Source organism: Gordonia heveisoli (assembly GCF_030315745.1).
Taxonomy (GTDB): Bacteria; Actinomycetota; Actinomycetes; order Mycobacteriales; family Mycobacteriaceae; genus Gordonia.
The window spans coordinates 83,692-105,036 of record NZ_JASXSH010000008.1; the positions used below are offsets into that span (position 1 = coordinate 83,692).

Genomic DNA, 21,345 nt, shown 5'->3' on the forward strand with positions numbered 1-21,345 from the left:
GTCGGGCGGCTGTGGGCCGCGTATGAGCTGCCGGGACATGCGGCGCCAACACTGGTGGCCCGCCTGGCTGCCGCGGCAGGGGCGCTAGGCCCGAACTCGTCGAGACCTCCGGCATGGCGTCGGCGCCTCAGGGAGCAGTCTGGGCCGTCGATGTGATACCCAAAAGAGGAAACCCCGGCACGATCGGCGGTCGGCCAACCGGCACCGGGGCTCGGTGGAGCCCCCTGTCAGGATTGAACTGACGACCTTTCGCTTACAAGGCGAGTGCTCTACCACTGAGCTAAGGAGGCGTGTGTGCGTGAGTATATCGGCCGCGCCCTGAGGTTCTTGAACCCTGTCCGCCTCACCGACGCCCAACCCGCGACGATCGACACCATCGAGCCCGGCTCGATCATGGTCTCGCCGCGGAAGCCGATCGACCGGTTCGACGTCGCGGCGATCACCGAGGTACTCGATCTGGCCACCAAGATCGGTGCGGTGCTGCTGGATTCGGGTACCGCCGCGATCGACACGCAGACCCAGATCAAATTCGTCGCCGGGGTGTACGGTCTCGCCGACGTCGACGTCGACGTGACCTACAACACCATCGTGGTGAGCGCCCGGCGCGGACCGACGTTGCCGCCGATCACCACGATGGAGCAGGTCTACTACCGCTCGATGGACTTCACCCGGCTCGCCCAGGTGGACCGCCTCGTCCGCCGCATCCGTGACTCGGCCATCACCGCCGACACCGCACATCGCATGGTCGACAAGATCATCGCCAACCCGCACCCCTATCCGCACTGGGTGGCGACCTCGGCGTGGGGAGTGATGGCGTCGGGGATCTCGGTACTGCTCGGCGGCCGGGTGATCGTGGCCCTGCTGGCCTTCGCGACCACGGTCGCGATCGTGGCTGTCAACCGCCGTCTCAATCGGATCGGCATGCCCCCGTTCTTCCAGCAGATACTCGGCGGATTCATCGCAGTGGTGCCGGCCGCGCTCGTCTACGGCGCCGCCGACCGGTTCGACTTCACCCTCACGCCATCGCTGGTGATCGCCGCCGACATCGTCGTTCTGCTGTCCGGGCTGTCCCTGGTCGGGTCGGTGCAGGACGCGATCACCGGCGCACCGATCACCGGGGTGGCACGCTTCTTCGAACTGCTGCTGCTCACCGGCGGCATCATCGCCGGCGTCGGCATCGCGATCCGGATCGTCGAGATCGGCGGCATCTACCTTCCCGAGATCACCACCGCGACCAGCTTCGACGCCGTCGAGATCCCGGTGCGTGTGATCGCAGGCGCGGTCGCGGCCTGCGCCTATGCGCTGGCCAGCTATGCCGAACGCCGCGCGCTGCCGGTGGCCTTCCTCGGCGGGCTCATCGGCGCGGGTGTGGTGGCGGTGGTGACCTACTACTTCTCGGTCGGCGACATCATCGCCAACGGCACCGCCGCCGCACTCGTCGGACTGATCGGTGGTCTGCTGGCCCGCCGGGCGCTGACGCCTCCGCTGGTGGTTGCGGTGGCGGGCATCACCCCACTGTTACCCGGACTGGCGGTCTATCGCGGCCTCTACGGCCTCCTCAACGAACAGACGTTGCAGGGCATCACATGGATGACCGCGGCCCTGGGTATCGGATGCGCGCTGGCCGCCGGGGTCACCCTCGGCGAATTCGTCGCCCGGCTGTTGCGCCGACCTACCCTGCCCCCGACGCCGGACTGGCTGGCCCGCCGACGGCTGTCGGCCACCCGCGAACATCGTCGACGGCCACGATGACCTGCCCGGAAACCGCAGCACCGACCCGGCCGGACTTCGTCGGCGCGCCGCTCGGCCGCTAGACTGGTGATCCGACCTCGCACACGCGTTTGAGACTTAGGGGAGTACATGCCCGCGAAGACCACCGACATCGCGACCGACGACGAACTCGACGAGCCGGTAGCCGACGAGACCGCCACCTCGGCCCGTCGCGTCGTCGCCGCCTACGCAACCGACGCCGACGAGTGCCGGATGCTGCTGGCCATGTTGGGTATCGCACCGGGCGAGAACGCCTGACCCGGTGACGCCGATCCCGGACAGTTCAGGCGCGGGTAGTCCCGACGCACACAGCACTTCCGATCGGCCGGGCCACGCGCCCCATGCGGGCGCCGAATTCGTGGTCGTGGCCAACCGCCTCCCGGTGGACAAAGAGGTCCTGCCCGACGGGACTGTCCACTGGAAGCGGAGCCCCGGCGGTCTCGTGACCGCGCTGGAACCGATTCTCCGGCAGAAGACCGGTGCCTGGGTCGGCTGGTCCGGGGTCCCCGACTCCGACGACAATCCCGATATCGACGGCATCGACATCCATGCCGTGCCGCTGTCGTCGCAGGAGATCGCCGAATACTACGAGGGTTTCTCCAACGCCACCCTGTGGCCGCTCTACCACGACGTCATCGTCAAACCCGAATATCACCGCGAGTGGTGGAACACCTACGTCGAGGTCAACCGCCGCTTCGCCGAGGCCACCTCCGCCGCGGCCGGTGAGGGTGCGATCGTCTGGGTCCAGGATTATCAGCTGCAACTGGTCCCGAAGATGCTGCGCATGCTGCGGCCCGACCTGCGCATCGGCTTCTTCCTGCACATCCCGTTCCCGCCGGTCGAACTGTTCATGCAGAACCCGTGGCGCACGGAGATCATCGAGGGGCTCCTCGGCGCGGATCTGATCGGGTTCCACCTGGCCGGCGGTGCACAGAACTTTCTCTACCTCGCCCGACGACTGGCCGGGCAGGCCACCAGTAAGGGCACCGTCGGCGTCCGGTCCCGGTTCGGCGTGGTGCAGGTCGGATTCCGCACCGTACGGGTGGGCGCATTCCCCATCTCGATCGATTCCGGCGAGCTGGACACCAAGGCCCGTTCCAAGGAGATCCGTAAACGCGCCGCCGAGATCCGTGCCGAACTCGGCAACCCGAAGACGATCCTGCTCGGCGTCGACCGCCTCGACTACACCAAGGGCATCGACGTCCGGCTGCGTGCGCTTTCGGAGCTGCTGGCCGAGGGACGCGTCGACCCGCACGACACCGTGATGGTGCAGTTGGCCACGCCGAGCCGCGAGCGTGTGGACAGCTACGTCCAGATGCGGGCGGGCATCGAGCAACTGGTCGGCAATATCAACGGCATGTTCTCCACGGTGGGCCAGCCGGTGGTGCAGTACCTGCACCGGCCCGTGCCACGCGACGAACTGATCGCCTTCTTCGCGGCCGCCGACGTCATGCTCGTCACGCCGCTCCGGGACGGCATGAATCTGGTGGCCAAGGAGTATGTGGCTTGCCGCAGCGACTTGGGCGGCGCACTGGTGCTGTCCGAATTCACAGGCGCCGCAGCCGAATTGAAGTCCTCCTACCAGGCCAACCCGTACGATCTGGACGGGGTGAAGGACGCCATCGAGGCGGCCGTCAACCAGGCCCCCACGGAGGGACGCCGACGGATGCGGGCGCTGCGTAGGCAGGTGCTCACCCACGACGTGGCGAAGTGGGCCGAATCCTTCCTCGGCGCATTGTCGGCCACCCCGACGACGACCGCGTCCGCCGACCGCGGCGTCCGCCTGGTCCCCGAGCTCGACCAGGACGAATGAGCAGGTCAGACCGAATGAGCGGCAACGGGATTCCCGAGTCGCTGCGCGCCGCCCTGAATACGGTCGCCAGGGCCGGCAGGCTGCTCGTCGCCTCCGACTACGACGGCTGCCTGGCACCGATCGTTTCGCGGCCCGAAGATGCGGTGCCGAACCCGGACTCGATCGTCGCGATCGAATCCGCGGCGGCGCTGCCGGACACCATGGCGGCAGTCGTCTCCGGTCGCGAGCTGGCGGTGCTGGCCGCCCTGTCCGGACTACGCGCACCGGTCACCCTCGTCGGCAGCCACGGCAGCGAGTTCGACACCGGATTCGCAACCGCCGTCGGCGCCGCCGAACGCGCACTACTCGCCGAGATCATCGACGAATTACGGTCGATCGCAGCAGATTTCCCCGGTTCCACGGTGGAGACCAAACCGGCGAGCACGGCGCTGCACGTCCGCAACACGGCTCCCGCGGACGCGGCGGCCGCTCTCGACCGTGCCCGGACCGGACCGGCCGCCCGTGATGGCGTCCACGTCACCGAGGGTAAGGCCGTCATCGAACTCGCGGTCATCGAGACGAGCAAGGGGCACGCACTCGACGTCCTCCGCGCTCGCACACATGCCGACGCCGTCGTCTACATCGGGGACGACGTCACCGACGAGAAGGCCTTCGCGCACCTCGATCCCGACCGCGGTGACCTCGGCATCAAGGTCGGCGACGGGGATACGGGCGCACGGTTCCGCATCACCGACCCGGACGCGGTCGCCGACGTCCTCGGCTTCCTCGTCGACCAGCGCCGCGAGTTCACCACCCGCCGACGCGACTCCGCCGGCTGAGACGCAACATCGGCGGACCTCAGCGGCCCGGCGCCGGGCCGATCAGCAACCCGCCGGTGGTGTTGCGGGAGGCGCTCTCCCGGATCACCTTGTGCACAAATCCCAGTTTGCGCACCACCGGCCGCGGGATGTCGAAGGGATAGAGCGGTCGGCGTCCCATCGCCGCGTTGACGCGATTGAACATGGTGGACAGCCACTTCCAGTCATAGAGCAGCCGCTCGATCGGCTGATCGGCGTAGGACTCCAACGGCACCAGATCGCGGTCCATGCTGAACCGCACCTGATCCGCGCGCAGCATGAGTCCCGATTCCCGTGCGGTGTCGATGGTTCCGGTGATGTGCAGATAGTGCGCAAAACACTCCGCGAAATCCTCCCACGGATGCATCGTCGCGTATTCGGAGATATACGACTTCCGCCAGTCCGCCTGCGCCCCGAACTTGTAGTGCCGCTCGATCGCATCGGCATAGCCGGCCCGCTCGTCACCGAACAGTTCCCGGCAGGTGTCGAGATAGCGGTCGGCGCCGTCGCCGGTCTCGACCAGGATGTGCTGGTAGTAGTGCCCCACCTCATGACGGAAATGCCCGAGCATCGTCCGGTACGGCTCACCGAGGTTGACGCGCAACCGTTCCCGATAGGCGTCCTGAGTCTCGGCCAGGTCGATGGTGATGACCCCGTTGGCATGCCCGATCGTCACCGGATGCCCGAGCGTCTGACTCGACAGCAGGTCGAAGGCCAGGCCGCCATCGGTACGCCAGTACGGTTCGACGGGCAGCCCGAGGTCGACGAGCTGATAGACGAGCAGTCGGAGGTCCAACGACGCCGGGCGCAGTTTCTCCAGTGCGATGGTGTCGTCGGCGTCGGGTCGCCCGCGCACCAGTGATCCGGCGAAACAGCGACTGCCCAACCCGAGGATGTCGTCGTCGAGTTCGGCCGGTGTCATCCAGTTGCAGCCGGTCGAGTGTCGATTCGAACACCGCACCCAGCGGCGACCCTCGATCTCGATGCCGTCCTCGGAGGCCACCACCAGCGAACGGCTCGGTAGATGCACCCCCACCGGGGTGCCGCAGAACGGACACTCCCGATTGGCGTATCCGGACAGGCCGTTGCAGATCGGGCAGGTCAGTGCGTGCACGCGCCCAGCCTAGGCGAGTGATCCGGTTCGCGACGGTTCGGCGCGTCAGCCGATGCGGACCAGTTGCCGACCGTCGTCGATCGGCAGTCCCCCACGCACCTGCGCCCCGACCCGATAGGAGTTCAGGTTGATCGACCCGCGATGGTTGTCCAGGAAGGCGATGTCGGCGGCGTCGCGTCCGGTGGCGATCCGCACGAAAGCCTGCCGTGGTGCGAGCCGGGTCGCATCGACGACGACCCACTCGCCATCGATGATCGCCTCGGCCACCGCATGGAAGTCCATCGGCTCACATCCGGGTGCGTACACCGCGACCACCCGGGCCGGAATGTTCAAGGCGCGCAACAACGCAACCACGAGATGCGCATAGTCACGGCAGACCCCGGCCCCGGCGAGCAGCGTGTCCGCGGCCCCGTCGATCGGATCACTCGAACCGGGGAGGTAGCGCAGCCTGCGTTCCACGAAGTCGACCACCTCGGCCAGCAGCTTCTCGTCGGGCGAGGACTGGTCGAACTGGCCGTTGACAAAGCCGAAGAACTTGTCGGACTCGGCATATCGACTGGGACGCAGGTAAACCGAGCGGTCGGTGTCCTCCACCGGAAGCGGGTGTGCGGGGGCGGTGACCGCGGCCGCATAGTCGATGTCCAGCACACCCCCGGTCAGCTGTAGCCGATGGATGCGGGCACCGTGTTCGTCGATGATCTCCTCGGGGGTCAGCTCAGTGCCGTCGAGGGTGATCGACAGATGTTCGTCGATCTCGATTCCGGGCAGCACCGCGACCGCGACCTGGATCTCCAGTTCGGTCGGCGCACCGATGAAGACCTCGAGCTTCGCGGAGACATCGCGAGGTCCGACGTCGTATGGCAGGGACATGACGCAGACTGTAGGGGATGAACCGGCCGCTGGCACAATCGCCGTGCGCCGACGACGCCCGGCAGCCTCAGATGGTCGCGACCACCGCGATCGGATCGGCGTAGAGCACACTCAGCGCGACCACCACGGCAGCGCTTTCCTGTACTCGCACACCGAATCTCGACGGCGATATCTCCAGCGGCCAGCCGAGGGTGCTGGCCTCGTCGAAGGCTGCCTGCACCGGCGCGAGTCCGTCCGGATGGGCGGCGAAAGCATCACCGGCGACGACGATCGAGTCGGGGTTGATCACATCACGGATCATCGCGACGCATCGACCGAGCGTCGCGGCCCGCTCGTCGGCGATCGCCGAACATTCGATCCGTTCGCCCAGCCGCTGTGCGGCCCGGTGGGCCGGGGCGTCGCCGATGATGTCCTGCAGCCGCGGCTGATCGATCCCGTGCGCGAGCACCGGAGCGCGCACCGGCAGATGTGCGATGGTGCCGGCACCACGCTGCGGTACATGCACCCGGCCGTCGAGAGTCATTGCCATACCCGCGGTTTCCCGGGCGTAGAAGAAGAGGCCAGAACCCAGGTCGGCCCGCGGCGAGGTGAGTAGGAGTTCGGCGGCGGCCATCGCCTCCACGTGTTCGCACACCGACACCGGCACCCCGAGGGCCGCCGCCAGCTTGTCCCCGATCGGCACCTGCCGCCAGCCCAGCACCGGGTGGGTCACGATGCCGGTGTCGATGTCGACGGCGCCACCGAGTGCGACACCGGCCCACAGCAGCCGCCGACCGGCGAATCGATTGACGAGTTCGGCGAGGAGCGCACACAACTGGTCGGTCGCCGCCGAGGCCGGACCCGAGGGCGTCAGGACCGCATGACTGTGCAACGTCCGGCCGCCCAGGTCGGCGATGGCGAGCACGGTGCGGCGCGCACCGATGTGCATACCGGCCACGCACAACGAATCCCGATCGATGGTCAGCGGATTCTTCGGGCGCCCGATGGCGCCCGGGTCGACCAGGTCGGGTCGTTCGACGACCAGGCCATGGGCGGCGAGGGCATGGACCTGCCGGTTGACCGTCGCCGCCGACAATTGCGTCGAGGCGACCAGGTGGTCGCGGGTCACCGGACCACCCACCCGGATGGCCTGCAGCACCGCCGCGGCCGGTGTCGAGGTCACCTGAAGTGTCGCGGGTACCACCCGGGCTCCGCCGCCGACGCGCTCTGCGGTGTCAGACATGAGGTCGAAGCTAGCACCCGATGCGGCGCGATTCCGGAACTCAGCAGCCATCACCGGCACCCGGACATCCGCACCCAGGACGTCGTTAGGCTGGGTGGATGAGCACCGACACCGAACCCGCCGCCAACCCCGCCCTCACCGATCCCGACTCCCGCATCGCCGTCGTGACCGGAGCCAGTTCGGGTATCGGCGAGGCCGCGGCACGGGCGCTCGCCGCGCAGGGCTATCACGTCGTCGTCGGAGCCCGGCGAGTAGACCGGATCACCGCCCTGGCCGACGAAATCGGCGGTACCGGTAGGCAACTCGACGTCACCGATGAGCAGTCGGTGACCGATTTCGTCGCCGGCCTCGACCGGGTGCACGTGCTGGTGAACAACGCAGGCGGCGCCAAGGGTCTCGATCCGGTCACCACCGCGAACTTCGACGACTGGCGCTGGATGTGGGAGACGAACGTGCTCGGCAGCCTGCGCGTGACCAAAGCGCTGCTGCCCGCACTGGAGGCATCCGGCGACGGTCTGATCATTTCGATCACGTCGATTGCAGCTCTGGAGGCCTACGACAACGGGGCCGGATACACCTCGGCCAAACATGCCCAGGCGATCACGCACCGGACCCTGCGATACGAACTACTCGGCAAGCCGATCCGGCTCACCGAGATCGCCCCGGGCATGGTCGAGACGGACTTCTCGCTGGTCCGCTTCGACGGCGATCAGGAGCGCGCCGATGCCGTCTACCAGGGGCTGACACCGCTGAGCGCCGAGGACGTCGCCGAGGTGATCGGATTCGTCGCCTCCCGGCCACCACATGTGAACCTCGATCAGATCGTCCTCAAGCCGCGCGACCAGGCGTCGGCCCGCCGCAACATCAAGACCGGGTAGACGCCGGGGTCATCGCGGTCGGGGTCATCGCGGTCGGGGTCATCGCGGTCGGGGTCATCGCGGTCGGGGTCATCGCGGTCGGGGTCATCGTGGGCGGGGCGCGGTCTTCGGCGTGGCGGGCACCGAGGTGTCGGGTGCCTGCCCCTTGATGGCCGACATCCCCTGCCACGCCGACCAGTCGAAGATCCAGTCGTAGAGATCACCGTCGGCCTCCGACAACGCGATTCGCGTTCCCGTCACCTCGACCGGATCACCGTAGATCGCGGTCTGGAAGTAGCGCTGGGCGTTCTCCAGCGACAGATTGATACAGCCGTTGGTGACGTTCGCCGACCCCTGGACGCCGATGGTCTCCGGATTGGCGTGGATGAACTCGCCGTTGTTGGAGATCCGCACCGCGAACCGTTCCCGGATGTTGAAGTAGCCCGCAGCCGGGTTGGTCATATAGAAGTCTTCGTACTTTTCGGTGACGACGTGGATACCCGAGCGAGTGACATTGCGATCGAGGTCGCCGCCGCCGTAGCTGCACGGCAGGGTCATCAGCGTCGCTCCGTCGCGTATCACGACGATCTGATGCGACGACGCCTCCGCCTTGACGACCTGCGCGCGGCCGATGGTGTAGTCGCTGGTGACGTCGGCGGCCCCGTAGGCACCGCCGCCGTGGTCGAGGCCGTAGAACTTGGCTTTCATGGAGACCTTGGTGCCCGGCTCGAAATACTCCTTCGGACGCCAGTGCACCCGGGACCCGTTGTCCTCACCGAGCCAGGCCCAGCCACCTTCGGTGTGCGGCGTGGTGGTGACCGTCAGCGCCTTTTCCACCGCCGCCTTGTCCTCGACGGTCCCGCTGAATTTCAGGATGAGTGGCGCGGCGATCCCGACTTCCTGACCGTCGCCGATGTTGACCACCACGTTGAGCTGATTGGCCGGGGCCAGGGTTGTGAACGACCCGTCGAGCTGAACCGTCTTGCGGTCGAAACCGGTCGCGCTGCCCGCCCAGGTGTACTCGGTGTCGTAGCCCAGCGGCTCGCTGACGGTGAAGGTGGTCCGATCGTCGGAGAGTTTGCCTGCCACCGTCTTTCCGCGCGGATTGACCAGTTTGACGTTGGGATCGAGCACACCGTTCGCCGCGCGCACCGAGTACTCGGCAGTCGGATTGGGCGCCGGGCCGTCCAGGGCCGGCGTATAGGTCAGTTCGACGGTCGGCGCCGCGGGCGCGTCGCCACTGCCCGAGTCGGTGGACGACGAGCCGCAGGCTGCCACCGCGACTCCGACGATCCCGACACCCGCGGCGGCGAGTACGGTTCGGCGATTGGGCTGCAACTGGCTGTTCATCATCGACAACTCTACCGACGCAACGGCCGGTCAGCGGGGTTCGGCGGCTCCGGGCAGGTGTGCCCGCTCACCGTCGTGGTCGAAGATCGACAGCACCTCCGCGGGCCCGTCCGCCGCACCGACGGAGTGCGGCACCATCGTCGAGAACTCGGCGGCGGCGCCGGACGGCACCAGAATGGTGCGATCCCCGAGGTGCAGTCGCACCGTGCCGGAGAGCACCGTGAACCATTCGCGGCCGGGGTGCACCCGCAACCGGTCGGGGCCGCTCGGATGGCTGGGGTCGAAGCGCATCTTCGCCACGCTGACGCCCTGAGGTGCACTTTCCCGGGAAAGTAGCCAGATCGTCAGCCCATCGGCGGTATGCGGCTGTGGGCGGATCACCACATCTTCGTCGGCCACCGGCTCGACCAGCTGATCCAGCGTGGTGCCCAGTGCGCGCGCGATCGGCACCAGTTGGTCGAGCGCCACCCGTCGGTGGCCGGTCTCGATTCGACTCAGGGTCGAGGGGCTGAGGTAGCAGCGCGCCGCCAGCGCATCGAGCGTCCAGCCCTTCGAAAGCCGCAGTCCGCGGATGCGCTGGCGTACCACCGCGTCGAGTTCTTGCGTCATAGGCAAGAGTGTATGCCGTTAAGGCATTACGTGGCTAGGCTGAACGCATGAACGAAGGGCACCACAACCACCATTCCCAGCACGTGTCCGGGGAATCCACGCCGATGACCGCACTGGCGCGGATCTTCGATCTCGACGCCGCGGTGACCGGCGCATACCTCGACGACGCGATCGACCTCATCCGAGCCGCACGCAGCCACGAACCAGCCGTGGTCGTGGATCTCGGCGCGGGCACCGGGTCGGCGACGACCCGCCTGGCAGCCCGCTTCCCGTCGGCGACGATCGTCGCGGTCGACAACTCGCCGACATTCGCCGATCAGGTCGTGCGGCGGGCCGCGACCGACGGGTGGTCCTCGCGACTGACGACGGTGGCCGCCGATCTCGACGACGGCTGGCCCGTCGCGGTCGGCACCCCTGATGTGGTGTGGGCATCGTCCTCGATGCACCATGCCGCCGATCCGGCCCGGCTGCTGCGGGAGATGTACGCACGCCTGGCCGACGACGGAACCCTCGCGGTCCTCGAGATCGAGGGACCGCCGCGGTTCCTGCCGGCCGACCAGGGCATCGGTACACCCGGCTTCGAGGACCGGATCGTCGACCTACTCACCCGATCCGGATGGAACACCCATCCGGACTGGACCGTTCCCCTCACCGAGGCCGGATTCGGCAGGGTGACAAGAACATCGATTCGCGTCGAACCAGCCACCGCCCCGCCGGGCACCGCCGAATACGCGGTCGAGTGGTACGCGCATCTGCGCGACGGGATCGGCCGCGAACTCCCCGGCACCGACCGCGCCATTCTCGACCAACTGCTGTCCCACGATCACCCTCAATCGCTGCACGCCCGCCCCGATCTGCGCCTGCGCGCCGGTCGACTCCTCTGGCTTGCGCAGCCCAACGCCGAAGGAGCACATCATGTCTGACCCGAACAGCAACGAGAACACCGAAGCGGTCGAGAGTTTCGACGTCGTCGTGGTTGGTGGTGGTCCAGCCGGCCTCAGCGCCGGCACCGCCCTCGCCCGATCGTTGCGTTCGGTCGCCGTTCTCGACGACGACCGGCCGCGCAACGGTCCGGCGACCGGCGCGCACAACGTACTCGGCCACGAGGGCATCGCACCGCGCGACCTGTTGGCCGCCGGCCGCGCCGAGTTCACCGGTTACGGCGGAGTCGTGCGCGCCGACACCGCGCACACCGTCACCAGCGCCGACGACGGATTCCGCCTCGGCCTGGCCTCGGGCGGCGAACTTCACGCGCGGCGGTTGATATTGGCCACCGGGCTGATCGACGAGCTGCCCGACATCCCAGGGGTAGCCGACCTGTGGGGAACCGATGTCTTGCACTGCCCGTACTGCCACGGATGGGAGGTGCGCGGGCAACGCATCGCGGTGCTGGCGACCGGACCGATGGCGGGCCATCAGGCGAAACTGTTTCGGCAGCTGTCGGATACGGTCATGGTCGTCGGCGGCGACCACCAGTCCCTGGACGAGACCGAGGCGGCCGAATTGGCCGCCCTCGGTATCGAGGTGATCGGCCCTGCCGCCCGGGAGGTGCGGGTCCGCACCGATCCCGATGGCCGCGCACGCCTGGCCGGCATCGCTCTCGACGACGGTCGGGTCCTCGACGCCGATGCGGTCGTCGTCGGGCCACGCTTCATCGCCCGCACCGACCTCTATGAACAGCTGGGCGGTGTACCCACCCCGCATCCGATGGGCGTGTTCATCGAGACCGACCAGATGGGCGCGACCGCGGTGCCCGGCGTCTGGGCGGCCGGCAATTCGGCGGATCTGTCCGCGATCGTCGCGGTGTCCATGGGCGCCGGTGTGATGACCGGTGCGGCAGTCAATCTCGACCTCATCACCGAGGACACGCAACGGGCGCTGGCGGCCACGGCCGCCCTGTCCTGACCGACGGCCGCGCTACTCGGCGAACCCGGCCAGCACCGCCCGGCTCGACGACAGACCGAGCCGGGTGGCGCCGGCGGCGATGAGTTCTGCCGCGAACTCGGCGGTGCGGATACCGCCACTCGCCTTCACCCCGACCCGTTCGCCGACCGCCGCACGCATCAACGCCACGGCCTCGACACTCGCCCCGCCTGAGGGATGGAAGCCGGTGGACGTCTTCACGAAATTCGCACCCGCCGCGACCGAGCGGCGACACACCTCGGTCACCGCGTCCGGTCCGGCGAAGTCGAGTAGCGCCGCCGATTCGATGATGACCTTCAACAGCGGTTCGTCGCCGATCGCCTGCCGCACCGTCAGGACATCGGCGAACACCTCGTCATAGTTGCCCGCCACGGCGGCGCCGACGTCGATGACCATGTCGACCTCGTGGGCTCCGCTGTCCACCGCCAGCCGCGCCTCGGCCGCCTTGACCAGCGAATGATGTTTGCCCGACGGGAAACCGGCGACGGCGCAGGTGCGCTGCGCGCCGGTGTCGATCGGCAGCATCGACGGCGACAGACAGACCGCGAAGACCCCGAGCGCCGCCGCCTCGGCGACGGTGGCCTCGGCGTCGGCGCGCGTCGCCTCGGGTTTGAGCAGCGTGTGGTCGACGATGGCGGCGACGTCGGCCCGTCGCAGTGCGGTCGCAGTCAGGTCGGTGTTGGTGTTGGTCGGGTCGGTGTTCGGCACAGAGTCGAGCTTGGCACACTGGGAGGTGTGGCCCCCACGCAGACAAGCCCGACGCAGCCGTCCGGCACCGACCATCGCTATGTGCTGACGCTCGGCTGCCCCGACCAGACGGGCATCGTGTCCCGTATCTCCCGGTTCCTGGCCGACGCAGGCGGCTGGATCACCGAGGCGGCCTACCACTCCGACGACGAGACCGGCTGGTTCTTCACCCGGCAGGCCGTCCGCGCGGATTCGATCGACGTCGGCGCCGACGAACTGCGCGACCGGTTCGCCGCCGAGGTCGCCGCCGAGCTTGGTCCGGAAACCGACTGGCGCCTCACCGATACCCGAGCCGAGAAGTCCGCGGTGCTGCTGGTCAGCAAGGACAGCCACTGCCTGATCGATCTGCTGGGCCGCGCCTATCGGCATGAACTGCCCGCGACCATTAAGGCCGTCGTCGGCAACCATCCCGACCTCGCCGATCTCACCGAGCGGTACGGGATTCCGTTCCACCATGTCCCGTTCCCCTCCGACCGCAAGGCCGATGCCTTCGCCGAGGTGGGCCGCATCGTCGACGGCTACCGTCCGGACGCGATCGTGCTGGCCCGGTTCATGCAGATCCTGCCGCCCCAGCTGTGCGACGCGTGGGCGGGCCGGGCAATCAACATCCACCACAGCTTCCTGCCGAGCTTCGTCGGCGCACGGCCCTACCATCAGGCCTTCGCCCGCGGGGTGAAGCTGATCGGCGCGACCTGCCACTATGTGACCGCGGACCTCGACGCCGGCCCGATCATCGAGCAGGACGTGATCCGCGTCGATCACGGCGACGCTGTCGCCGATATGGTGCGTCAGGGTCGCGACATCGAGACGCTTGTGCTGTCCCGCGGGTTGCGCTGGCACCTCGAGGACCGGGTGCTGGTGCACGGCCGAAAGACCGTCATCTTCAGCTGAGGGCGGGTGGTCGGGACTCGACGGTCAGGTCAGAAGTCGAAACCCCCGAAGTCGCCACCACCGAAATCACCACCGCCGAAATCGCCACCGCCACCGTCGCCGTAGTCACCGTCGCCGTAGTCACCGCCGCCTCCATCGCCGCCCGCGTCGAGGGCCGCGGCGTCGGAGCCGTCACCGGCACCGCTCGCGAAGGACTGCGCGTCGTAGTTGACGCCCGACATCCCGGAGAACAACGCAGAGAACAGGAACATCGAACCGATACCCCACGCGCCGGCCACGAGGGCGGGCTTCCACCAGGGCTCGGAGTACCAGCCGGCCGGGACCGGACGGCCGGCGACGCGCCCGCCCGGGTAGTAGTTGGGGGTTGCCTCGGTCGGCTTCGGCGATGCCTCGACCTGTCGGCCCTCGAAGTCCACGGTGCGTGCTTCGGTGACCGCACCCGCGCTGCGCTGACCGTCAAGTTCGGGGATGGGCGGGCCCGGATCCATGTTCATCGCGGTACGTGCGGCACGGATGTAGTACAGACCCTCGATGGCGGTCTGCTTGGCCAGCCGGGCCTGCGCGGGTGAGGCGGCCTGATCGATCTGGGAACCGGCGGCGGTATGTCGCTCGGATGCGTCGGCCAGCGCCTGGCGCGCGGCCGGGGAATCACCGACCAGCAGATACACCTGCCCGCCCAGACGCTCGATCGCCTGGCGGGCGTCGGCCTTGGCGTCGTCGAGGGACTCGCCCGCGCGTGTGGATGTCCGGCGCTGGGAGAGCAGCACGATGCCGATGACCACCACCACGACGAGAACGAGCATGAACATCGGGGCCATCATTGCGGTCCTCCCAACTGTGCGCGGCTCCGCGACGGAACCGGACCGCACCCGGCTGACCGGGTGCGGCAATTCGGACACCTCCAGCGTACCGACGCGCCGCGCAGGCACCCCGCGGTCACGGACCGCAGCACTCCACTCAGACCAATGAGCAGTTGAAGGAACCGCCGCCACCCTTCATCTGGGCGCTGTCGAGGCGTACGTCGCGGCCGGTGAGGGCGAAGTCCACCCCGGAGGTCGTGACATCGAGTTTGGTGACGGTCACCGAGTCGAAGAAGGAACCGAACAGTTGCGGGGCCACCTGATCGATGACCTGCTGGGCAAAGTCCGGCGGCAGCTCGATGGCGCCGCCGATCAGCGGCACGCTGGCCTGCAGCCGAACGGCCTGGAAGCTGACCTTGCCGTTGTCGAGAACCGGCTTGATGTAGACCTGCACCGGGATCGGCAGGATGAGCTGCACCGAGGTGTCCACCTGGATGGTGCCGTCTTCGGGATGACCGGTGACCTTCTCGATCTTCGGCATCTGCCCGCCGGGTTCCTGCCCGTTGGGATCCTGTCCGTTCTGTTCGTTCATCGCGGCGATGGCCTTGTCGAAGACCACATTGCCGGTGGCGTCGAGGGAACCGAAGGTGGTCGTCGTGCCATCGCCGTGCACCTTCTCGGCGTGCCCGTCGAGGGTGACGCCGTCGACGTTCACCTTCCCCTTGAGGCTGCCGATGGTGCCGTCGGAATGCTCGATGTCGTTGGCGTCGACGTTGACCTCCTGGCCGGTGTCACTGTCATGGCCGCGGATGGTGACCCAGGGCGTCGATCCGCCGATCCACTGCAACAGCACCGGCTTGCCACTGACGTCGACGTCCACCGGAAAGCCGACGGCTTCGGAGACACCGTCGGAGACACAGCTGGTGACGCGGTGACGCAGATACAGGTCGCCGCCGACGACGGCGATCACCAGCACCAGCACCGCCGCCACGATCGCGGCGATGATGATCTTCGCCTTGCTGCGTTTGGCCGGCGCCGAGCGGATCGGCTGAGACCGGTGCGGGCCGCTTGCGGGCGGCAGCGGCGCGAAACCGTCGGTGTCCGCGTCGTCGGCGGGCAGGCGGCTGGTCGACGGCGGGATGCGGCGGGTGAACGCCTCGGTCTGACCGGCTTCCGGCGGAACCTGCGAATAGGCCTGCGGCGGAGGCGGGCCCGCCGGGTTCTGGAAACGTTCGGTGGCCGGCGAATCGACCGGTCGGGAATGTGCCTGCGTGACGTCGGTGGTCGGCGACCCGGCTCCCGGCGATGCGGGACGCGGCGGCTCCGGTGCGGAGGCTTGCGAAGCCGGTCCGGCAGGTGTCGTCGGGGCGTCCGAGGGGCCGTCCGGATTGGCGGCTTCGGGGTCGGGCCCCGGATCGCTGCGATGCTCGTCGGTCATGGCTTCCGTCCTCGCGTATCGGCGGGGGTGCCGACGGTCGTCGGGGCCGACGCTGATTCGTCGGCACATGTCTGCGGAAAGGGAATCTCGTTGTCGAGGACGGCCAACTGCTCGCGCGCCCGCGTCACCAGGGCCAGGTCGATTTCGTGTACGCCGACCCGGGTGGCCTCGTCGTATGCGGCGACCACCGTACCGAACGGGTCTGTGATTTGGCTGTGTCCGATTCCGGTGGGCGCCTTGGCCGCGGCGATGTCGGGATCGGTGGGCGCGGCCTGCCCGACCGCGACGGTGAAGGTCGTCGAATCGAGTGCGCGGGCCGTGACCAGCGTCTGCCACTGATGCTGTTTACCCGGTCCCGCACCCCAGGATGCGGGCACCACCACGACCTGCGCGCCGCGTCGGGCGAGCGTCGTGAACAGCTGTGGGAATCGGACGTCGTAACAGGTCGCCACCCCGATCCCGATGCCGCCGACGTCGACGACGACCGGCTCGGATCCGGGCGCGACGGTCCGCGACTCGGTGAACCCGAAAGCGTCGTAGAGGTGGATCTTGTCGTAGCGCAGACGCGCGCCGTCTGCCGTCGCGATCAGCAGGGTGTTACGCACCCGCTCGTCGGCGGCGGGGGTGAACATCCCGGCGATGACGGTCACTCCGGCAGCCACCGCCGCCGCGGACACAGCCTGTGCCCACGGCCCGTCGAGTTCTTCGGCGACCGGCCCCAGCGGGACGCCGAAACGGCACATCGTCGCCTCGGGGAAGACCACCAGTTCGGCGCCGGCCGCGGCCGCCTCGCCGATGGTCGACCGTACGGTCTCGAGGTTGCGTGCCGGATCGGCTCCGGAGGAGATCTGCGCCATCGCCACCCGCAGCTGCCGGCGGTCGCCCGCCGGGGCGGAGGTTTCGGACATGGGTGCCACCCTAGTGGTCACGGCGCGGGCGCCACCAGTGTCACGGCGCGGGCGCCACCAGTGTCACCGCGCGGGCGCCACCAGTGTCACCGCGCGGGCGCCACCAGTATCACGGCGCGGGCGCCACCAATGTCACGGTGCGGGAGCCACCAGCGTCCAGGGAACCGACAAGACGTTGTCCGGGCCTTGCTTTCGCGGTACGTCGCAGTCCACACCGGCTGCGCGCAACAGCCGCAGGGTCTCCCGCCAGCGCGCCCGCGGCCCGAAGGAGGCGTGTCCGGCGGCCATATCCCAGCATCGGTCGGCGGTCGCCAGCAGCTCGTGGATCGGCTCACCGGGCACGTTGCGATGGATGAGCGCCTTCGGGAGCCGCTCGGCCAATTCGGACGGACGCGAGGTGTGTTCGGGGGCCCAGCTGAGCGTCAGGCTGACCGGGCCGTGGGAGTCGAGAAGTATCCACGTACAGCGGCGGCCGATCTCGTCGCAGGTGCCCTCGACGATCACCCCGCCCGGGTCGTCGGGTCCCGCCGGGTCGGCCAGCCCGGCGATCAGCTGTCCCCACGCGTTGGCGACCTCGGCCTCGTCGTACTGGCGCAGCACGTTGAAGGCCCGGATGAGTCGCGGGCGCAGGCCGGCGAGTTCGAATCCGCCGACCGCGAATCGCACCCCGTCGCGAGGTTCGACGACCCGTTCGGGATCGATCTCCAGCCCGACCATCTGCAGTCCGGGCGCCACCTGACGCAGCCTTCCGGCCATCTCGATGGTGGTGTCCGGGCGCGCGCCGTACCCGAGGTCGACGACGAGCGGACGGTCGGTGTGCAACGCCGCCCGCACCCGCGGCTGCGCGACCATCCAGCGATCAACCCGACGCAGCCGGTTGATGTTGGTGGTGCCGCGGGTGATGCGACCGGAGGGAGTGGATCTAGAGATTCTTGTCGATCCAGTCCTTGGCGTACTCCGCCTCGGCCCGGAACAGGTCGACCAGGTTGACCAGCATCAACTGCTCGAGTTTGCCGTTGACGAACGGGATGAAGACCTTCACCTCGCTGGTCTTGCGGACGGTACAGCCGGTCTCGGTCGGGAACAGTTCCTGCCAGCCGTTGAGGCTGCCGGGCCCGGCCGGGATCGATGCGGTGTAGGTGCCCTTGGTGTTGTCCGGGTCGAAGACGCCGAAGCTCTCCTCGCGGGTGATGACCATGTCCTTCATCAGCACCGTCTGTGCGAGGGCGGGCAGCTGATCGCGACCGATGGTCTGCTTCAGGACGACCTTCATGCCGGTCTCGTCGGAGGTGAAGGATTCGACCTCGCAGTGTGGCGAGATCATCTGGAATCCCGCCATCATGTCGTCCCAGTACTGGCGGGTGTTCTGCGCTTGATAGAGCTTTTCCACCGGATGCGAATAGCGCGCAGAATAGCTGAGCCGTCGTGCCATGACGATCAGGCTACGTCAGTCGATTGGCGGCTTCCCAATCGACGGTGTGTTCACGCTCGGTGTCGAGCAGCTCGATGAGCTGGCTGATCACCGCTTTCTCGATCTTGCCGCCGAATAGCGGGATGGATACCGCGACCTCGGCCGAGTACTCGGTGACGGCGGGATCTCCGCTGGTCACGACGGTCCCGTTGATCTTGACCGGTGCGCCTTCGACGGTCGCGTGGATCTCGCCGTCGATGCGCCCGTCGACGAGCCGGAACACGTTGGTGCGGGGAATCTGCAGGTCGCCGGGTTTGATCGCGGTCACCTGCGAGGGCAGCCGGTCGGCGGGCACACCCTGATGTAGTTCGACGGTCACCGTGTCACCGGCGACGGTGAACTTGTCGACGCGGCCGTGGCTGGAGTTGATGCCCTCCAGCAGGTCGCGCCAGTACTGCTCGGTCGACACGATCTCCCACAGCCGCTGCGTGGAGAAGGGATAGGACACCGAATGCCGGAGCTTGCTCGCCATGGGCAGCACGCTACCCGCTCCTCCCGACGGGCCGCCGACTACCGTTACCTCGTGACCGACACACGCCCGAGCGCCCCGCTGGCCGAGCTGACCACCCTGCGTCTCGGCGGGCCTGCGCGCGCCATCGTCCGCTGCCCTGACACCCGGTCGCTGGTGGATACGGTCACCGATCTCGACCGTGCCGCGGAGCCGGTACTCCTCATCGGGGGTGGTTCCAACCTGATCATCGCCGACGAGGGTTACGACGGCACCGCCGTGGTGATCGCGAGTGGTGGGATCGAGTTCGGCGTGGGCCGCGCCTCCGGGCGCCCGTATGTCACCGCGGATGCCGGGGTGGTCTGGGACGATCTGGTGGCCGCCACCCTCGACGCCGGTCACGGCGGTCTGGAATGCCTGTCCGGGATACCCGGCGCCGCCGGCGCGACGCCGGTGCAGAATGTCGGCGCCTACGGCGTCGAAGTCGCCGACGTGCTGCGCGAAGTCCAGCTGTTCGACCGCCGTTCGCGCGGATTGCGTTGGGTCACACCGCCGGAACTCGATCTTGGGTATCGCACCAGTTCGCTGAAGAACCGTCATGACTTCATCGTCGTCGCGGTGTCGTTCTGGCTCAACCCCGATCTCCAGAGTCAGCCGCTGCGCTATCGCGAGCTGGCGAATGCCCTGGATGTCGAACCCGGCGAGCGCACCGACGCCGCACTCGTACGCGAACAGGTCCTCGCGTTGCGACGCGGCAAAGGTATGGTGCTCGACGCCGAGGATCACGACACCTGGAGTGCTGGTTCGTTTTTCACCAACCCGATCATCGACGCCGAGGATGCGCCCGGGGTGCTGCACCACATCACGGCCCAGGTCGGCGCGGATATCACCGTACCGACCTATCCGGCCGATCGGCACGATCCGACGGCCGGGATCAAACTGTCGGCCGGCTGGCTCATCGAACGCGCCGGATTCGCCCGCGGCTACCCCGGACCCGGATCACCGGTCCGACTGTCGACGAAACACACTCTCGCACTGACCAATCGGGGCGACGCCAGCACCGACGAACTACTCGATCTGGCCCGCGACGTCCGCGACGGTGTGCGGTCGGCCTTCGGTGTGGTTCTGCATCCCGAGCCGGTCCTGGTGAACTGCACGCTCTGACCGCCGCACGTCAGGGAGCAGAGGTCTCCAGCGCGGCGCGGGCGGCATCCGGCTCGTCGAGGATCGCGTCGAGCAGGTCGTTGAACCGCTCGTCGGCCTCGATGCTCGACATGTGCCCAACTCCGTCGTAGATGACGAACTCGCGCAGGCTTCCGTTGCGGCGCAACACCTCCGCCATCTGCTCGGCATGCGTCCGCGGGGTCAGCCGGTCGGCGGTCCCGACCACGACGGTCGTCGGCACGGACAGCGCTTCGAGGCCCGTGGTGACGTCGAGTTTGCCCATCGCCGATCCCCAGCCCGCGCGCGCACGTGGCGGGCAGGCGGTGATCATCTCGTCGACGAAGTCCAGATGCGCTTTACGGGCGTTCGGCCCGAGCGCGATGTAATGCGACAGCGGCGCGCCGTACCTGGTGTGCGGCACCGGCACCGGCGCCGAGGTCACCAGGCGGCTGACCACCGGGGCGAACGGCCGGGTGTAGCGCGGCAGATCGACCGGAACCAGCATGTGGTTCTGCACGACCGCCTTGGCGGCGGTCGAGGTCAGTACGACATTCGACACCCGCTCGGCGATCTTCTCGGGGAATTGCGCCGCCCACGACATGATCGTCATCCCGCCCATGCTGTGGCCGACGAGGACCGCGCGACGGCCCTTGGGGACCACCGCGGTGAGTACGGCCTCGAGGTCGCGGCCGAGCAACGCGACACTCGGTCGGGTTCGGCCGCGCTCGCTTCGTCCGTGGCCGCGCTGATCGTAGGCGATGACTTCGCGATCCCCGACGAGATGGTTGATCTGCGGATACCAGTAGGAGGTGTTGCAGGTCCAGCCGTGCACCATGACGACGACGTCCTCGTCACCGCGGAAGGCCTCCGCCTGCGGCCGGTAGACCTCGACGTTCAGTCGGGCACCGCCGTCGCCGACGACGGTATGTCGGGTCGGCGTGACCGTCGGCCGCGCGAGCAGATCGTCGGGGCCGTCGTCGGTGGCACGTTCCGCCCGGTAGGCGTCGCGCAGGATGCCGGCGAAGATGGTGCCGATACCCACGCCGACCGCGGTCGCACCGACACCGGCAGCTACCCCACCGGCCTTGACCAGCGAATTCTTGTCCACCCCTGC

At 68.2% G+C, this 21,345-nt stretch carries 22 protein-coding genes and 1 tRNA gene; 9 read left to right on the forward strand and 14 right to left on the reverse strand.

The window, feature by feature from the left end:
* Window positions 1–215: 215 nt before the first annotated feature.
* Window positions 216–290, reverse strand: a tRNA-Thr gene (locus QSJ18_RS09100).
* Window positions 291–294: 4 nt separating this feature from the next.
* On the opposite strand from QSJ18_RS09100, the gene QSJ18_RS09105 reads away from it, so the two are divergent.
* The 4 genes from QSJ18_RS09105 to otsB all read left to right on the forward strand — a co-directional run bounded on the left by QSJ18_RS09105 (window position 295) and on the right by otsB (window position 4,401).
* On the forward strand, window positions 295–1,752 hold the full coding sequence (locus QSJ18_RS09105; protein WP_286326067.1) for a threonine/serine exporter family protein: 1,458 nt from the start codon (window positions 295–297) through the stop codon (window positions 1,750–1,752).
* A 108-nt stretch (window positions 1,753–1,860) separates the two neighbouring features.
* Entirely contained in the window at window positions 1,861–2,028 is a 168-nt protein-coding gene (locus QSJ18_RS09110) for a hypothetical protein (protein ID WP_286326068.1), read from the forward strand.
* 13 nt (window positions 2,029–2,041) lie between these two features.
* Window positions 2,042–3,583, forward strand: coding sequence for an alpha,alpha-trehalose-phosphate synthase (UDP-forming) (locus QSJ18_RS09115; RefSeq protein ID WP_462476035.1), 1,542 nt, complete (start codon window positions 2,042–2,044; stop codon window positions 3,581–3,583).
* A gap of 14 nt (window positions 3,584–3,597) precedes the next feature.
* A complete protein-coding gene (otsB, locus tag QSJ18_RS09120) occupies window positions 3,598–4,401 on the forward strand; it encodes a trehalose-phosphatase (protein ID WP_286326070.1) in 804 nt (267 codons plus the stop codon).
* A 19-nt stretch (window positions 4,402–4,420) separates the two neighbouring features.
* On the opposite strand, the gene QSJ18_RS09125 is transcribed toward otsB, so the two are convergent.
* From QSJ18_RS09125 to QSJ18_RS09135, 3 genes are all read right to left on the reverse strand, one after another.
* Window positions 4,421–5,533, reverse strand: coding sequence for a zinc-binding metallopeptidase family protein (locus tag QSJ18_RS09125; protein ID WP_286326071.1), 1,113 nt, complete (start codon window positions 5,531–5,533; stop codon window positions 4,421–4,423).
* 45 nt (window positions 5,534–5,578) lie between these two features.
* On the reverse strand, window positions 5,579–6,403 hold the full coding sequence (locus tag QSJ18_RS09130; RefSeq protein ID WP_286326072.1) for a transglutaminase-like domain-containing protein: 825 nt from the start codon (window positions 6,401–6,403) through the stop codon (window positions 5,579–5,581).
* 67 nt (window positions 6,404–6,470) lie between these two features.
* On the reverse strand, window positions 6,471–7,625 hold the full coding sequence (locus tag QSJ18_RS09135) for an ROK family transcriptional regulator (protein ID WP_286326073.1): 1,155 nt from the start codon (window positions 7,623–7,625) through the stop codon (window positions 6,471–6,473).
* A 98-nt stretch (window positions 7,626–7,723) separates the two neighbouring features.
* On the opposite strand from QSJ18_RS09135, the gene QSJ18_RS09140 reads away from it, so the two are divergent.
* A complete protein-coding gene (locus QSJ18_RS09140) occupies window positions 7,724–8,503 on the forward strand; it encodes an SDR family NAD(P)-dependent oxidoreductase (RefSeq protein WP_286326075.1) in 780 nt (259 codons plus the stop codon).
* A gap of 84 nt (window positions 8,504–8,587) precedes the next feature.
* Here QSJ18_RS09140 and QSJ18_RS09145 read toward each other — a convergent pair whose 3' ends face one another.
* Together QSJ18_RS09145 and QSJ18_RS09150 are read right to left on the reverse strand one after the other, a co-directional pair.
* Window positions 8,588–9,832, reverse strand: a complete 1,245-nt coding sequence (locus QSJ18_RS09145; protein ID WP_286326076.1) for a L,D-transpeptidase — start codon at window positions 9,830–9,832, stop codon at window positions 8,588–8,590.
* A 30-nt stretch (window positions 9,833–9,862) separates the two neighbouring features.
* Window positions 9,863–10,441 carry a helix-turn-helix domain-containing protein gene (locus tag QSJ18_RS09150; protein WP_286326077.1) on the reverse strand — a complete coding sequence of 193 codons (579 nt, stop codon included), beginning with the start codon at window positions 10,439–10,441 and terminating at the stop codon, window positions 9,863–9,865.
* Between the two features lie 47 nt (window positions 10,442–10,488).
* On the opposite strand from QSJ18_RS09150, the gene QSJ18_RS09155 reads away from it, so the two are divergent.
* Window positions 10,489–11,364, forward strand: coding sequence for a class I SAM-dependent methyltransferase (locus QSJ18_RS09155; protein ID WP_286326078.1), 876 nt, complete (start codon window positions 10,489–10,491; stop codon window positions 11,362–11,364).
* Window positions 11,357–12,346, forward strand: coding sequence for an NAD(P)/FAD-dependent oxidoreductase (locus QSJ18_RS09160; protein WP_286326079.1), 990 nt, complete (start codon window positions 11,357–11,359; stop codon window positions 12,344–12,346). The genes QSJ18_RS09155 and QSJ18_RS09160 overlap by 8 nt, the downstream gene beginning before the upstream one ends.
* A gap of 12 nt (window positions 12,347–12,358) precedes the next feature.
* Here the strand turns inward: QSJ18_RS09160 and deoC are convergent, their stop codons facing one another.
* Complete coding sequence (gene deoC / locus QSJ18_RS09165) at window positions 12,359–13,036, reverse strand: deoxyribose-phosphate aldolase (RefSeq protein ID WP_286326176.1); 678 nt, start codon at window positions 13,034–13,036, stop codon at window positions 12,359–12,361.
* A gap of 63 nt (window positions 13,037–13,099) precedes the next feature.
* On the opposite strand from deoC, the gene purU reads away from it, so the two are divergent.
* On the forward strand, window positions 13,100–14,002 hold the full coding sequence (purU, locus tag QSJ18_RS09170; RefSeq protein ID WP_286326080.1) for a formyltetrahydrofolate deformylase: 903 nt from the start codon (window positions 13,100–13,102) through the stop codon (window positions 14,000–14,002).
* 29 nt (window positions 14,003–14,031) lie between these two features.
* On the opposite strand, the gene QSJ18_RS09175 is transcribed toward purU, so the two are convergent.
* The 6 genes from QSJ18_RS09175 to QSJ18_RS09200 all read right to left on the reverse strand — a co-directional run bounded on the left by QSJ18_RS09175 (window position 14,032) and on the right by QSJ18_RS09200 (window position 19,091).
* On the reverse strand, window positions 14,032–14,820 hold the full coding sequence (locus tag QSJ18_RS09175; RefSeq protein WP_286326177.1) for a DUF1542 domain-containing protein: 789 nt from the start codon (window positions 14,818–14,820) through the stop codon (window positions 14,032–14,034).
* A 139-nt stretch (window positions 14,821–14,959) separates the two neighbouring features.
* The gene (locus QSJ18_RS09180; RefSeq protein ID WP_286326081.1) at window positions 14,960–16,240 is read right to left on the reverse strand and encodes an LmeA family phospholipid-binding protein; all 1,281 of its coding nucleotides are present in this window, start codon (window positions 16,238–16,240) and stop codon (window positions 14,960–14,962) included.
* Window positions 16,237–17,109 (reverse strand): carbon-nitrogen hydrolase family protein, encoded by an 873-nt coding sequence (locus QSJ18_RS09185; RefSeq protein WP_286326178.1) that lies wholly within the window; start codon window positions 17,107–17,109, stop codon window positions 16,237–16,239. The genes QSJ18_RS09180 and QSJ18_RS09185 overlap by 4 nt, the downstream gene beginning before the upstream one ends.
* Before the next feature lie 171 nt (window positions 17,110–17,280).
* Window positions 17,281–18,000, reverse strand: a complete 720-nt coding sequence (locus QSJ18_RS09190) for a class I SAM-dependent methyltransferase (RefSeq protein ID WP_286326082.1) — start codon at window positions 17,998–18,000, stop codon at window positions 17,281–17,283.
* A 70-nt stretch (window positions 18,001–18,070) separates the two neighbouring features.
* On the reverse strand, window positions 18,071–18,580 hold the full coding sequence (locus QSJ18_RS09195; protein WP_286326083.1) for a DUF2505 domain-containing protein: 510 nt from the start codon (window positions 18,578–18,580) through the stop codon (window positions 18,071–18,073).
* A gap of 10 nt (window positions 18,581–18,590) precedes the next feature.
* On the reverse strand, window positions 18,591–19,091 hold the full coding sequence (locus tag QSJ18_RS09200) for a DUF2505 domain-containing protein (protein WP_286326084.1): 501 nt from the start codon (window positions 19,089–19,091) through the stop codon (window positions 18,591–18,593).
* 51 nt (window positions 19,092–19,142) lie between these two features.
* Here QSJ18_RS09200 and QSJ18_RS09205 point away from each other — a divergent pair, with 51 nt between their 5' ends.
* Entirely contained in the window at window positions 19,143–20,231 is a 1,089-nt protein-coding gene (locus QSJ18_RS09205; protein ID WP_286326085.1) for a UDP-N-acetylmuramate dehydrogenase, read from the forward strand.
* Between the two features lie 10 nt (window positions 20,232–20,241).
* On the opposite strand, the gene QSJ18_RS09210 is transcribed toward QSJ18_RS09205, so the two are convergent.
* Window positions 20,242–21,339: an alpha/beta fold hydrolase gene (locus QSJ18_RS09210; RefSeq protein ID WP_286326086.1), complete on the reverse strand. Its 1,098-nt coding sequence runs from the start codon at window positions 21,337–21,339 to the stop codon at window positions 20,242–20,244.
* Between the last annotated feature and the right edge of the window lie 6 nt (window positions 21,340–21,345).

What these genes read in the sequence shown, in the direction of transcription:
- QSJ18_RS09110 (WP_286326068.1), top strand. Translation starts at nt 1,861, where the DNA reads ATGCCCGCGAAGACCACCGACATCGCGACCGACGACGAACTCGACGAG.
- otsB (WP_286326070.1), top strand. Translation starts at nt 3,598, where the DNA reads ATGAGCGGCAACGGGATTCCCGAGTCGCTGCGCGCCGCCCTGAATACG.
- QSJ18_RS09130 (WP_286326072.1), bottom strand. Translation starts at nt 6,403, where the DNA reads ATGTCCCTGCCATACGACGTCGGACCTCGCGATGTCTCCGCGAAGCTC.
- QSJ18_RS09135 (WP_286326073.1), bottom strand. Translation starts at nt 7,625, where the DNA reads ATGTCTGACACCGCAGAGCGCGTCGGCGGCGGAGCCCGGGTGGTACCC.
- QSJ18_RS09140 (WP_286326075.1), top strand. Translation starts at nt 7,724, where the DNA reads ATGAGCACCGACACCGAACCCGCCGCCAACCCCGCCCTCACCGATCCC.
- QSJ18_RS09145 (WP_286326076.1), bottom strand. Translation starts at nt 9,832, where the DNA reads ATGAACAGCCAGTTGCAGCCCAATCGCCGAACCGTACTCGCCGCCGCG.
- QSJ18_RS09150 (WP_286326077.1), bottom strand. Translation starts at nt 10,441, where the DNA reads ATGACGCAAGAACTCGACGCGGTGGTACGCCAGCGCATCCGCGGACTG.
- QSJ18_RS09155 (WP_286326078.1), top strand. Translation starts at nt 10,489, where the DNA reads ATGAACGAAGGGCACCACAACCACCATTCCCAGCACGTGTCCGGGGAA.
- QSJ18_RS09160 (WP_286326079.1), top strand. Translation starts at nt 11,357, where the DNA reads ATGTCTGACCCGAACAGCAACGAGAACACCGAAGCGGTCGAGAGTTTC.
- QSJ18_RS09175 (WP_286326177.1), bottom strand. Translation starts at nt 14,820, where the DNA reads ATGGCCCCGATGTTCATGCTCGTTCTCGTCGTGGTGGTGGTCATCGGC.
- QSJ18_RS09180 (WP_286326081.1), bottom strand. Translation starts at nt 16,240, where the DNA reads ATGACCGACGAGCATCGCAGCGATCCGGGGCCCGACCCCGAAGCCGCC.
- QSJ18_RS09190 (WP_286326082.1), bottom strand. Translation starts at nt 18,000, where the DNA reads ATGGTCGCGCAGCCGCGGGTGCGGGCGGCGTTGCACACCGACCGTCCG.
- QSJ18_RS09195 (WP_286326083.1), bottom strand. Translation starts at nt 18,580, where the DNA reads ATGGCACGACGGCTCAGCTATTCTGCGCGCTATTCGCATCCGGTGGAA.
- QSJ18_RS09200 (WP_286326084.1), bottom strand. Translation starts at nt 19,091, where the DNA reads ATGGCGAGCAAGCTCCGGCATTCGGTGTCCTATCCCTTCTCCACGCAG.